The sequence below is a fragment of the Rhodococcus sp. ZPP genome (genome assembly GCF_017656075.1).
GTDB lineage: Bacteria > Actinomycetota > Actinomycetes > Mycobacteriales > Mycobacteriaceae > Rhodococcus_F > Rhodococcus_F oxybenzonivorans.
On record NZ_CP058638.1, the window covers coordinates 547,171 to 559,720 of the forward strand.

Here is a 12,550-nt window from a genome sequence, read left to right on the forward strand (position 1 = left end):
TTCTGCCTCATGGAAGGCGCTGCTCATCCGCACCCACCCAAGATCGAATACTTCGATCTCCGCAACAGCACCAACACGGATCCGAAAGGATGCGTCCGTCCGGTGGAGCAATTCCGCGTCGAGCCGTGGGGGCTCTACATGGCGCGGACGGCCGACCATCGGCAGTTCGACTACCTCGAGTCGTGGCTGCTTCCCGACCTGGGACTCCGGGCATCCATTTTCCATTTCCGGCCGGAGCATCGGCGGGACCAGGACCACTACGTCGACATCGGCGTGTTCACTCGGGGCGACGATGTCTGGACGTCGGAGGACCACTACCTCGATCTGGTCGTGCGAACCGGGCGGAGCACCGAATTACTGGATGTGGACGAGTTGATGGAGGCGCACAGCGCCGGTCTGCTCGATACGGCCACCGCCGAGAAGGCGATCACTACCGCCGTCGCCGCCATCGAGGGCCTGGCCACACACGGCCACGACCTCGGGCGGTGGCTGGCCTCGCTCGGAATGCCGATCGACTGGCGGTGATGTCAGGCCTTCCAGCCAGCGCGATCGGCCCATTCCCAGGCCCGGGAGTAGGCCGTGTCGAACCAGGGAGACTTCGCGTCGATGTAGGCGGTGACCGCGTCCTCGTACGAGCTGTGGTCGGCGGCCTTGTCGGCCGCGCCCACCTTGATGTCGGTGTACTCGGCCCGGACATCCGGATCGGCTCGGAGCCAGTCCCGAAACACCAGTGCGAACTGCTGTCCAGGCCATCCATCGACCCGAAGATGAATGTTGACCGGCCGGCCCGGATCGGCTCCCCCGTGAATTCTCTTGTCCCACAACGCTGGATCGGTCTCGCCACCGAGATAGGATGGCTTGGGATCGTCCGACGTGATGTGCTCGATGCGAGGAAAGCCCGCCTCGGCGAGCGGTTCGGCGAGTTCGTCCGCCGTCGCGAGGTCGGCAACGGTGACTTGCAAATCGATGACGTCCGTTGCCGGCATACCCTCGACCGCGGTAGACCCGATGTGATCGACCCGCACCGCCCGGTCCCCGCACACCAACTGCAGTCGGGCGATCAACCGCGCGGCCTCTCCCGCCCACCGCGGATCCGGCGCCACGAGTACAGGCAACGGCCGCACGACGGTGCGGGTACGGATATTGGACGCGAAGGGGGCGATCCGCTCCGACCACAGGGCCCTGACCACGGGTTCGAGCGCCCCGGGCTCCCCACTGTTGTCGAGTAGGACGTCCGCGGCTGCCCGCCGCTGCTCGTCGTCCGCCTGCGCGGCGATCCTCGCCCGCGCGTCCGCTTCCGGCATGCCTCGGGACCCGACGAGTCTGCGTACCCGTTCCTCCGCGTCGACTAACACGATCAGGACCAGATGGAACGCGGCGCCCATACCGCCCTCGACCAGCAACGGAATGTCCTGTACCAGCACCGCGTCTGCCGCTGCTGAATCGATGAGTTCCGCCGTGCGCGCACCGACGAGTGGATGCACGATCGAGTTCAGCGCCAACCGCGATTCCTCGTCCGCGAAGGCACGTGCCGCCAGGGCCGCCCGGTCGAGCGCCCCGGCCTCCGTGAGGATGTCGTTGCCGAATCGCTCCACGAGAGCGATCAAGCCGGGGGTGCCCGGCTCGACGACCTCACGGGCGATCAGGTCTGCGTCGACGATCACGGCTCCCAGTTCCGCCAGGATCTTCGACACGGTGGACTTGCCGGCTCCAATGCCTCCGGTGAGGCCGATTCTCAACACGTCACCCAGTGTGGCATCCACCCTGCCCTCGCCTGCGCGGCCCCACCGACATCATCTCCCCCACCGTTACCGGCAGACTCACCGATCCCAAATACCACCGATCGGCAGCACGGTCGGTTATGTTCTAGCGAACGGCCCGACCTGCACCTTCTCGAAGAAGAGGAACGCCATGCGCGAGCAACGCCTTCAGCCCGGTCGGCACCGCCTCGGCACTGCGGGTGGCGTGCATTGCCTCGAGATTCCCGCGGTTGCGTCGGCACTCGCCGAGCATCGGCGGACGTGGCTCACCGCGATGATCAGCCAGGGCAAGCACAGCTTCGCGTCGATGCGTAAACGCTCGGAGGGCCAGGCGTCGTCGTCGAGTTACTGGATTCCCGTCACCGCGAACTGAACCCCCAGCGTCCTTCCACGCGACTGTGGCCCGGCCTTCACCAAAGGCCGGGCCACAGTCGTTTTGGGCGGCAGCACCGACAAAAGGACCCCGCTCCTGCCGTGGCAGGAGCGGGGTCTCGTTTTCTGCGCCTGACTGCGTCAGGCGGGCCTACTAGGCGTTGCCCGACAGCTTCTCGCGCAGAGCGGCGAGCTGTGCATCGCTCGCAAGCGATCCACCAGCAGATTCGGACGCCGGAGCCGATGCGGACGACGACGCGGTATCGGCATCGCCTGCGCCCGACTCCGAGGAGTAGCCGGCAGCAGCGGTGGCAGCCTCGGCGGCCTCGTCTGCAGCGGTCTTCTCCATCTGAGCGGTGTGCATCTTGTGGCGACGCTCAGCCTCGGCGTAGCGGTTCTCCCACTCTTCACGCTGCTTGTCGAAGCCCTCGAGCCATTCGTTGGTCTCGGGATCGAAGCCCTCGGGGAAGATGTAGTTGCCCTGCTCGTCGTAGCTGTCCGCCATGCCGTACTTGGACGGATCGAACTCGGCGTTGTAGTCCTCGTTGGCCTGCTTCAGCGACAGCGAGATACGACGACGCTCGAGGTCGATGTCGATGACCTTGACCAGCGCATCGTCGCCGACCCCGACAACCTGGTCCGGGACCTCGACGTGGCGCTCGGCCAGCTCCGAGATGTGGACGAGGCCTTCGATTCCCTCTTCGACGCGCACGAAGGCACCGAACGGAACCAGCTTGGTGACCTTACCGGGCACGATCTGGCCGATGGCGTGTGTGCGGGCGAACTGACGCCACGGATCTTCCTGGGTGGCCTTGAGCGACAGGGACACGCGCTCGCGGTCGAGATCGACGTCGAGAACCTCGACGGTGACCTCGGTGCCGACCTCGACAACCTCGGACGGGTGGTCGATGTGCTTCCAGGACAGCTCGGACACGTGCACCAGGCCGTCGACGCCGCCCAGGTCCACGAAGGCACCGAAGTTGACGATGGAGGACACGACGCCCTTGCGGACCTGGCCCTTCTGGAGCTGGTGCAGGAACTCGCTGCGAACCTCGGACTGCGTCTGCTCGAGCCATGCGCGGCGCGAGAGGACGACGTTGTTGCGGTTCTTGTCGAGTTCGATGATCTTGGCCTCGATCTCCTTGCCGACGTACGGCTGGAGGTCGCGGACACGGCGCATCTCGACGAGCGAAGCGGGAAGGAAGCCACGCAGGCCGATGTCGAGGATCAAGCCACCCTTGACGACCTCGATGACGGTGCCCTTGACGGCCTCGTCCTTCTCCTTGAGCTCCTCGATGGTGCCCCAGGCACGCTCGTACTGAGCGCGCTTCTTCGACAGGATCAGTCGGCCTTCCTTGTCCTCCTTGGTGAGGACGAGAGCTTCGACCTCATCGCCCACGGAGACGACCTCGTTGGGGTCGACGTCGTGCTTGATGGAGAGCTCACGGGAAGGGATGACGCCTTCGGTCTTGTAACCGATGTCGAGCAGAACCTCGTCGCGATCGACCTTGACGATGGTGCCTTCGACGATGTCACCATCGTTGAAGTACTTGATCGTTGCGTCGATGGCGGCGAGGAAGTCCTCGGCGGAGCCGATGTCGTTGACGGCTACCTGCGGCGAGGTGACGGTGGTGGAGGGCATATGTTGAGTTGCTCCGGACGGGTTGTGGTCGGTTGATGGTGTTCTGTCGGACAAAGCACGAGAACAGTGCAACGACACCTGACCGGAACCGAACGAAAACTCGAACCGTACCCAATCGGATGTCGCGCACGTAGACACTCGCGTGCAATAGGCTACGCGCCCCTGGGCAAGCTGGGCAAACCCGGGTCCGTTCCCACGCTCTAGTCTGTTGCGCATGCCCGACTCTCGTGCGACAGATCCCGCCCACTCCCCCGAAGACGACCGCCACGGCACCGCCAACAGTGTCCTCGGAACCGCCGGAGTCAGCCGCATCCGGGTCGACTCGGAGGCCAGCGAACGCGCGAGCCGAGCGTGGTGGGACGCCGACGCCGACGACTACCACCGCACCCATGGCGAGTTCCTCGGGGTGGACGTGGCGGACGGCGAGTTCGTGTGGTGCCCGGAGGGACTTCACGAGGGCGATCACCACCTGCTGGGCGACGTCGCGGGCAAGGACGTCCTCGAAGTCGGCTGCGGCTCCGCTCCCTGCGCACGGTGGCTTGCTGGCCGGGGGGCGCGGGCGGTGGGACTCGACATTTCGCGGGCGATGCTCGACCGCGGCGTCGACGCCATGCGGACGGGAGGACCGGTGGTGCCGCTGATTCAAGCAGGAGCCGAGCACCTCCCGTTCGCGGACGGAAGCTTCGACCTCGCATGTTCGGCTTTTGGCGCAGTTCCGTTCGTCGCCGATTCGGCGGCGGTCATGCGCGAGGTGGGCCGGGTCCTGAGGCCCGGCGGTCTGTGGGTGTTTGCCGTCAACCATCCGATCCGGTGGATCTTCCCCGACGATCCCGGGCCGCGCGGCCTCACCGCCACGCTCCCCTACTTCGATCGCACGCCCTACGTGGAGGTGGACTCGGCCGGCGTGCCGACCTACGTGGAGCACCACCGCACCATCGGTGACCGCGTTCGCGAGATCGTCGCCGCCGGACTCGAAGTGCGCGACATCATCGAGCCCGAGTGGCCCGAATGGCTCGATCGGGAATGGGGTCAATGGAGCCCGCTACGGGGCCAACTCTTCCCCGGCACGGCGATTTTCAGTTGCCGCAAACCTGTCGCCGACAGCCCGTAGCCAGGGGCAGCCACAGACACCGAGAGGTCAGCGGGCGCGGCCGACCGGAACCAGTCGTTGATCGGCCGTGGTGAGCCTCCGCAGCGTGCCGAGACCCGTCACCACCACAGCGATGACGACGCCGGCCAGAATGACGTACATCAGTGCGAGCTGAGCGAACACCGCTTCCATGGGGTCGACGCCCGCGAGAATCAGACCGGTCATCGCGCCGGGCAGGAACACGATGCCCAGGGCTGCCGTCTGCTCGACCTGGGACGAAATAGCCGTTCGCAGAGCCGACCGTAGCTGCCGATCGAAGGCGCGGCGAGGTGTCATCCCGAGAGCGAGTCCGGCCTCGATCTCCGCGCGATGGTCGGCCACCGACTCACTGACCCGCGCGGCGGCGATGACGGCGGACTTCATCGAGTTTCCGACGATCATGCCGGCGACGGGCACGAGCGTCCGCCCGCTCAGCTCGAAGATCCGAGCGCCGAAGATCACGGCCAGGCCCACCACCGCCACCGCCGCCATGGCGGCCAGCGCGAGGACATACAACTCGGGGACCGCCGGTGCCCGGCGCGTAATCGTGTACGCGGCGAAGAACACGATGCCGATGACCCACAGCCACGACCACCAGAGTGGGGTCTGTGGCCGCACGAGTGGAACCAGCGCCACCCCGACGATCATCATCTGCACGAGGGAACGCGCCACGGAGACGACGATCGGCGTCGTCAGCGAAAGCCGTTGCTGCGCTGAGAGTCCGATTGCCACAGCGACGAAGATCAGCGATGCGAGAAGACCGGCCCATCCGATGATCGTCGAGCTCACGTCTCCGACTCCCCCGCAATGGAACGGTCCGAATAGTCGCCGGGGGCACCGGTATAGACGATGTGACCCGAATCGAGCGCCACGAGGTGATCTGCCAGCCGGCGCATCTGCGCGAGATCATGGGTGACCCAGAGAATGGGCATCCCTTCCTTCGCCAGTCGCAGCACGAGCGACTCGAGCTGCGCCGAAGATTCCGTGTCGAGGGCTGCGGTCGGTTCGTCCGCGAGCAGAACCGACGGCCGGGTCGCGAGCGCCCTGGCCAGGACCATACGCTGCATCTCGCCTCCCGACAGGGTGTCGGCCACCTGCCCGAGCATTGCCGGTTCGAGCCCGACGTGGCGGAGTAACTCACCTCCGCGCGCCTCGTCGACACCGGGGTCGGCGGCACGGAGGTTGTCCAGCACCGTTCCGGGAAATGCGGTGGGCTGCTGGAACACCATGCCCACCGTCCGCCGGTGCGCCAGCACGTCCACGTCGGACAGCGACCGTCCGCGAAACCGAACGACTCCCGTGGTCGGGACCTCCAGCCGGTTGCAGCATCGCAGCAGCGTCGACTTCCCGGCCCCCGAACGCCCCACCAGCACAGTGATTCCCGCTTCCGGAATGGTCACGTCGATGTCGCGCAGCACACGGGTCCCGCCCTGCTCGACGTCGACACCGACGAAGTCGAAGAGCGCCGGCTCGCTCACAGCAACTTCGACAGGAACGCCTTGGTGCGGTCGTGCTGTGGATTGGCCAGCAGTTCGCGTGGCTCTCCCGATTCGACCACCACGCCGGCGTCCATGAACACCAGTTGATCGGCCACCTCGCGGGCGAAACCCATCTCGTGAGTGACCACGACCATGGTCATGCCGCCTGCCGCAAGGTCCTTCATGACGGTGAGGACCTCACCGACGAGTTCCGGGTCGAGCGCCGAGGTGGGCTCGTCGAACAACATCAGCTTCGGGTCCATCGCGAGTGCCCGGGCGATGGCGACCCGCTGCTGCTGACCACCCGACAGTTGGGCAGGGTAGGCGTCGGCTTTCTCGCTCAGCCCGACCTGGGCCAGCAGTTCACGTCCACGCTCGACGGCCTTCTTCTTGCTGAGCCGCTTGACCTGGGTGGGCGCCTCGATGATGTTCTCGAGCGCGGTCCGGTGCGGGAACAGATTGAAGTGCTGGAACACCATGCCGATGTCGCGCCGCTGCTTCGCCGCCGCACGGGGATGCAGTTCGTACAGCTTGCCGTTCCGCTCCGAGTACCCCACGAGTTCACCGTCGACGTAGAGCCGCCCGGCATTGACCTGCTCGAGGTGGTTGATGCAGCGCAGGAATGTCGACTTGCCGGACCCCGAGGGGCCGACCAGGCACAGCACCTGCCCGCGGCCGATTTCGAGTGAAATGCCCTTGAGCACTTTGAGCGCACCGAAGTTCTTGCACACCTGGTCCGCCTTGACCATCGGCGTCATTTTCGTTCCCCTCCGGGTGTGTCGGGCAGCGTCTCGGGGCCGGGTTCGATCACCAGCGGCTTGCCCTGCGCGTCGGCGAGCGCCTGCAACTGCCGGGCGGTGAGCTTGCGCGTCGCGCCCTTCGAGTAGTACCGCTCGAGGTAGAACTGCCCGATCATCAGGAGACTCGTAATGGCGAGGTACCAGGTGGCCGCGACCATCAGCAACGGAATCGGCTGGAAGTTGGCACCCGAAATGTCTCTGGCACGGCCGTACAGTTCGAGGCTGTACGGGACCGCGGTGACCAGCGAGGTGGTTTTCAGCATGCTGATCAGTTCATTGCCGGTGGGCGGGATGATGACCCGCATCGCCTGTGGCAGCACTGTCCGCCGCATCGTCTGCGACCACGTCATGCCCAGCGCCACCGACGCCTCGGTCTGCCCCTCGGCGACCGAGTTGACGCCGGCCCGGACGATTTCGGCCATGTACGCGGCCTCGTTGAGGCCCAGGCCGATCACCGCGAACAGGAAGGCCGCGTTGATGCCCTGCAGGTCGATGTGCACGAACTGGTGCACGAAGGGGATGCCGAGGTCGAGTTGCTTGTAGATGGACGGGAACAGGCCCCAGAACACCAACTGGACGTACACCGGGGTGCCGCGGAAGATCCACAGATAACCCCAGGACGACGCCTTGAGCACCGGGTTCGGCGACAACCGCATGACAGCGAGCAGCACGCCGAGCACGATGGCAATCGCCATCGACAGAATCGTCAGCTGAATCGTGTTCCAGGCCGCTGCGGAAATTCGCGCGTCGAACAGGTAGCGGATGTAGATGTCCCAGCGATACGCCTCGTTGGTGCGGGCACCGTTGACGAACAGAGCGAGGAGTAACCCGACGACGATCGCAGCGATCCAGCGCCCGGGCCGTCGCAGCGGGATCGCTTTGATCGGCTCGGGATCCGAACCCGTCGCGGTCGATACATCGCCCGGCACCTTTTCCAGATCAGACACTCGTCAACCGCTCAGCTCGTGGCGCCGTTGATGTGCGAAGTCGTGATGACGCCGGCCTGGACGCCCCAGTTCTCCGCGATCTTCTGATATGCGCCGTCGTCGATGAGGTGTTGCATGGCCTTCTGGAGAACGGGTCCGAGGGGCGATCCCTTGGCGACGGGCCAGCCGTAGGGCGCGGCGTCGAAGACCTCGCCTGCCGCCTCGATCCTGCCGTCGCTCTGCTTGATCGCGTAGGCGGTGACGGGCGAATCCGCGGACATGGCATCGACCTTGCCGAGGGCGACCGCGTTGGCAGCGTCGTCCTGGCTGTCGAACTTCACGATGTCGATCGCCGGCTTACCGGCCGCCACACACGCGGCACTCTTGGCGGGTACTTCCTCGAGGTCCTCGATGGTGGTGGTTTGCACCCCGACCCGCAGACCGCACGCGTTGTTGGGATCGACATTCTTACCGACAGGCTGCGCCCACTGCACACCCGCGCTGAAGTACGTGACGAAATCGACGGACTGCTCGCGCTCCTTGGTGTCCGTGAACGAGGACATGCCCATGTCGTAACTGCCGGCCTGGATCGACGGGATGATCTTGTCGAAGTCGGCTTCGGTGTACTCCGGCGTGACCCCGAGTACCTTGCCGACGGCGTCGACGAGATCCACGTCGAAGCCGACGATCTTGCCGCTGGGATCCTTGAACTCGTTGGGCGAGTACGGGATGTTCACGCCGACCACGATCTTGCCCGACGACGCGATCTTCTCCGGCAACTCGGCCGCGATGGCATCCACCTTCTCGACTTCCACCGTGGCGGCGGCGTCACCCGAAGGGGAACCGCCACCTTCGGTATTGCTGGCACAGCCGGCGAGGAGCAGCGCGCTGCTTCCCGCCAGTGCACAGATGGTTCGGGCCACGCGCCGACGCGTGAAGACGGATCGACCAGACACTGGCATGTCCTCCAGAAAAATCGTGATGCATCGAAAATCGTGTTGCACCGTACGAGCTACGGCGACGGAGAACTCGCGAACTCCGAATAGTCGAACGGTAGGTTACGGCACCCACATCTGCAGACGTCGTTACCGAACATTAACGGCCCGTGCCGTGCCGTGACCGCGCTTTCACCGACGCAGGGTACGGGCGAGGACGGTCTCGGTGAATTCGCTGGTCGACGCGAGTCCACCCAGGTCAGCGATGGCCACTCCGGACGCGATCGTCGACCGGACGGCGTCCCGGATCCGGGTCGCGGCACCGACCAGGTGCCGGTCGGCTCGGCGCTCGCCGAGCAGGTCGAGCATCATCGCGGCAGACAGCATCAGCGCCGTGGGATTTGCCCGGTTGTGTCCCGCGATGTCCGGGGCCGCACCATGTGCCGCCTGCGCCATGACCTGGGTGTCGGAGCTGTTGATCGACGGCGCGGTGCCGAGTGAGCCGGACAGCTCGCCCGTGAGATCCGACAGGATGTCACCGAACATGTTCTCCGCCACGACGACATCGAAGTCGCGTCCGCGGCGCACCAGGTGGGCGGTCATCGCGTCGACGTGCTGGTCATCGATCTGAACATCCGGGTAGTGGCGCTCGCCCACGTCCCGGCAGACGTCGCGGAACAGTCCCGTCGTCAACGACAGGACGTTGGCCTTGTGCACGATCGTCACGTGGCGCCGCCGGGTCCGGGCGAGCGCGAACGCTGTGTGTGCAATGCGTTCACAGGCCCGCCTGGTGACGACGCCGACCGCGAGGGCCACATCGGGCGTGGGCATGAACTCGCCGCTGCCGGCGAACATATTTCGATCCGCATACAGGCCTTCGGTGTTCTCGCGAACGATCACCAGATCCATGTCCGGCACCATCGAGGCGACCCCCTCCAGCGAACGGGCCGGGCGGATGTTGGCGAACAGGTCGAAGTCCTTGCGGATGACTCCTCCAGGGGTCAGCTGCCCTCGGAACGGTTCCGGATAGGCCGCGCTGTCGTGGGGACCGAGGATCCACGCGTCGAGCTCCGCCAGGGCCGCCAGGGTGGAGTCCGGCAGCGGCGTGCCGTGGGAGTCGATCGCATCGAGCCCGAGGGGCAACGTCACCCAGTCGACGTCGGCCCCACCGGCGGCGGTGACGGCCGCGCTCACCACGCGCTGCGTTGCCGGAACGATCTCGTGACCGATGCCGTCACCGAGGATCACGCCGATGCGTTTATCCGAGTTGTTTGCCGTAGGACCGCCCATGAGGCCATCATTGCCTACCATGGTCCAGTCGGTGGAACTGCTGTTCGACGAGGCGACCGACGACGCCGTGCGCGCCGAGTGGAAACTCCTCTGGGACGCCGGTCTGCCGAGCAGGACTCGCGTTCGCGCACTGTCGAATCGGCCGCACGTCACACTGTTCGTCGCGCGCCATATCCCGCCCGAGATCGACGAACTCCTGGGGCGCCGTATCCCCACCCCGTCGTTCCATGTCCGTCTGGGTGGACTGGTCATGTTCGGTGGCAGGCACGTCACGTTGTCGCGTCTGGTGGTGCCGTCCAAGGCCCTGTTGTCACTACACCGGTCGGTGTTCGATCTCGCCGAGCACGCCACCGAGGTGACGCCGCACATCCGTCCGGGTGAATGGACTCCCCACGTCACTCTGGCGCGGCGACTGCCCGCGGATCAGATCGCCGACGCCGTGCGACTACTCGACGGCGGCGACATCATCGGCCGCGCCTCGGTGGTGCGGCGATGGGACGGAGATGCCAAACGCGAGTGGACCGTGACGGCCCCGCCGTGACCGGACTCGCCCTCAAAACCGGAAATCGCCGTGCTGGGTGACGTCGTTGTGCGTGTCGGGCGTGCGGTCGGCGAGCGCCAAGGCAGCCAGTGCCAGGAACACGAGCAGAACCACAACCAGGATTGTCATGCCCCAAGCCTTGCGCCGGCAGCTTCCGAGAAGTAGTGGCAGAAACGTCATAGTTCGACTTATTTCTGCCATACTGGTGAGGTGTTGAAGAAGGTCGTAGTACCGCTCATGCCACTTACCGAAGCCTTCGAACTCGGCGTCGCCTGCGAGGTGTTCGGATTCGACAGATCCGACGACGGACTTCCCACCTACGACTTCTCACTCGTCGCCGGCGTCTCCCAACCGATCCGCACACGATTCGGCTACGGCATCGACGTCCCGTACGACCTAGACCGGCTCGACGACGCAGACCTCATCATCGTCCCGGCGGGCGGAACCTACGCGGAAGCGGACGGGTCGTACGTCTGCGCGAAGGATCCCGATCCGTGCATGGACCCACTGCTGGACAAACTTCGTGCCGCCGTCGAGCGCGGAGCGAAGGTCGCGAGTCTGTGTAACGGCGCTTTCGTTCTCGGCGCCGCGGGACTTCTCGACGGCCGCCGCTGCACCACCCACTGGCGGCACGCCCAGCGGCTCGCGGCACTGCATCCCGGCGCCACCGTCGATCCCAATGTCCTCTACGTCGACGACGACCCCGTGCTGACGAGCGCGGGCACCGCGGCCGGCATCGATCTGTGCCTGCACATCGTGCGCAAGGAACAGGGCAGCAGGGTGGCCAACGGTATCGCTCGCCGCATGGTGGTCCCGCCGCACCGCGACGGCGGTCAGGCCCAGTACGTCGCGATGCCGTTGCCGTCGACGTCGATCGACACCCTCGGGCCGGTGCTGGACTGGATGACCGAACACCTCGCCCTCGACCTCTCGGTGACGGCCGTTGCGGCAAAGGCCAATATGTCGCCGCGTACGTTCGCGCGGCGATTCCAGGCCGAGACCGGCACCACCCCGGCGCGGTGGCTCAGTGATCAGCGCGTGCTGGCCGCACAACAGCTCCTCGAGAATTCCGATCTGTCGGTCGACGTCATCGCCGAACGGGTCGGCTTCGGCGGAGGCGCTGTGCTGCGTCAGCACTTCCTCCGCCTACGGCACACCACCCCACAGGCGTACCGGCGCACCTTCCGGAACACCGAGCGCGTCGGCTGAGGCGGTTGCGGGGAAGAATCGGCGACACTCCCGCGTTGTACTGGCACGACCGTTCCCGAACGAAAGGACCCTCGTGGCCACCAAGACCCTGACTCAACAGAATTTCGACGAGACCGTGACCGGCAACGATGTGGTCCTCGTCGACTTCTGGGCGTCCTGGTGCGGCCCGTGCCGCAGCTTCGCGCCCACCTTCGAGAAGTCCTCGGAGCAACACCCGGACGTGGTGCACGCGAAGGTCGACACCGAGGCCGAACAGGGAATCGCGGCGGCAGCGAACATCCGCTCGATTCCGACCATCATGGCGTTCCGGGAAGGCGTTCTCGTCTTCAACCAGCCGGGAGCTCTCCCGCCGGCGGCGCTCGAAGATCTGGTGACGCAGGTCAAGGCCCTCGACATGGACGAGGTACGCAAGCAGATCGCCGAGCAGGCACCGGCCGAATAACGCGACGTCGTCGCCCCGAATCCCTC

General features: G+C 65.8%; 14 protein-coding genes. 6 read left to right on the forward strand and 8 right to left on the reverse strand.

Annotation, left to right across the window (positions count from 1 at the left end):
• The first annotated feature begins 9 nt into the window (after positions 1-9).
• Entirely contained in the window at positions 10-525 is a 516-nt protein-coding gene (locus HYG77_RS02490; protein WP_208961771.1) for a DUF402 domain-containing protein, read from the forward strand.
• A 2-nt stretch (positions 526-527) separates the two neighbouring features.
• Here the strand turns inward: HYG77_RS02490 and coaE are convergent, their stop codons facing one another.
• The gene (coaE, locus tag HYG77_RS02495) at positions 528-1,742 is read right to left on the reverse strand and encodes a dephospho-CoA kinase (RefSeq protein ID WP_208961772.1); all 1,215 of its coding nucleotides are present in this window, start codon (positions 1,740-1,742) and stop codon (positions 528-530) included.
• Between the two features lie 169 nt (positions 1,743-1,911).
• On the opposite strand from coaE, the gene HYG77_RS02500 reads away from it, so the two are divergent.
• Positions 1,912-2,133 carry a hypothetical protein gene (locus HYG77_RS02500; protein WP_109329413.1) on the forward strand — a complete coding sequence of 74 codons (222 nt, stop codon included), beginning with the start codon at positions 1,912-1,914 and terminating at the stop codon, positions 2,131-2,133.
• Between the two features lie 153 nt (positions 2,134-2,286).
• On the opposite strand, the gene rpsA is transcribed toward HYG77_RS02500, so the two are convergent.
• Positions 2,287-3,774, reverse strand: coding sequence for a 30S ribosomal protein S1 (gene rpsA, locus HYG77_RS02505; RefSeq protein WP_109329412.1), 1,488 nt, complete (start codon positions 3,772-3,774; stop codon positions 2,287-2,289).
• A 214-nt stretch (positions 3,775-3,988) separates the two neighbouring features.
• Here rpsA and HYG77_RS02510 point away from each other — a divergent pair, with 214 nt between their 5' ends.
• Positions 3,989-4,885 (forward strand): class I SAM-dependent methyltransferase, encoded by an 897-nt coding sequence (locus HYG77_RS02510; protein WP_109329411.1) that lies wholly within the window; start codon positions 3,989-3,991, stop codon positions 4,883-4,885.
• Positions 4,886-4,912: 27 nt separating this feature from the next.
• On the opposite strand, the gene fetB is transcribed toward HYG77_RS02510, so the two are convergent.
• From fetB to HYG77_RS02540, 6 genes are all read right to left on the reverse strand, one after another.
• A complete protein-coding gene (gene fetB / locus HYG77_RS02515; protein WP_109329410.1) occupies positions 4,913-5,692 on the reverse strand; it encodes an iron export ABC transporter permease subunit FetB in 780 nt (259 codons plus the stop codon).
• A complete protein-coding gene (locus tag HYG77_RS02520) occupies positions 5,689-6,381 on the reverse strand; it encodes a phosphate ABC transporter ATP-binding protein (protein WP_109329409.1) in 693 nt (230 codons plus the stop codon). Before HYG77_RS02520 ends, fetB begins: the two co-directional genes overlap by 4 nt.
• Positions 6,378-7,139, reverse strand: a complete 762-nt coding sequence (locus HYG77_RS02525) for an amino acid ABC transporter ATP-binding protein (RefSeq protein ID WP_109329408.1) — start codon at positions 7,137-7,139, stop codon at positions 6,378-6,380. Before HYG77_RS02525 ends, HYG77_RS02520 begins: the two co-directional genes overlap by 4 nt.
• A complete protein-coding gene (locus HYG77_RS02530) occupies positions 7,136-8,119 on the reverse strand; it encodes an amino acid ABC transporter permease (RefSeq protein WP_208963253.1) in 984 nt (327 codons plus the stop codon). The genes HYG77_RS02525 and HYG77_RS02530 overlap by 4 nt, the downstream gene beginning before the upstream one ends.
• A gap of 20 nt (positions 8,120-8,139) precedes the next feature.
• Positions 8,140-9,069, reverse strand: coding sequence for an ABC transporter substrate-binding protein (locus HYG77_RS02535; RefSeq protein ID WP_109329407.1), 930 nt, complete (start codon positions 9,067-9,069; stop codon positions 8,140-8,142).
• Positions 9,070-9,234: 165 nt separating this feature from the next.
• Positions 9,235-10,332, reverse strand: a complete 1,098-nt coding sequence (locus HYG77_RS02540; protein ID WP_208961773.1) for an isocitrate/isopropylmalate dehydrogenase family protein — start codon at positions 10,330-10,332, stop codon at positions 9,235-9,237.
• A gap of 19 nt (positions 10,333-10,351) precedes the next feature.
• Between HYG77_RS02540 and HYG77_RS02545 the strand changes: the two genes are divergently transcribed.
• From HYG77_RS02545 to trxA, 3 genes are all read left to right on the forward strand, one after another.
• Positions 10,352-10,873, forward strand: a complete 522-nt coding sequence (locus HYG77_RS02545; RefSeq protein WP_109329405.1) for a 2'-5' RNA ligase family protein — start codon at positions 10,352-10,354, stop codon at positions 10,871-10,873.
• A gap of 210 nt (positions 10,874-11,083) precedes the next feature.
• A complete protein-coding gene (locus HYG77_RS02550) occupies positions 11,084-12,082 on the forward strand; it encodes a helix-turn-helix domain-containing protein (RefSeq protein WP_109329404.1) in 999 nt (332 codons plus the stop codon).
• A 73-nt stretch (positions 12,083-12,155) separates the two neighbouring features.
• A complete protein-coding gene (gene trxA / locus HYG77_RS02555; protein ID WP_208961774.1) occupies positions 12,156-12,524 on the forward strand; it encodes a thioredoxin in 369 nt (122 codons plus the stop codon).
• Positions 12,525-12,550: the final 26 nt, after the last annotated feature.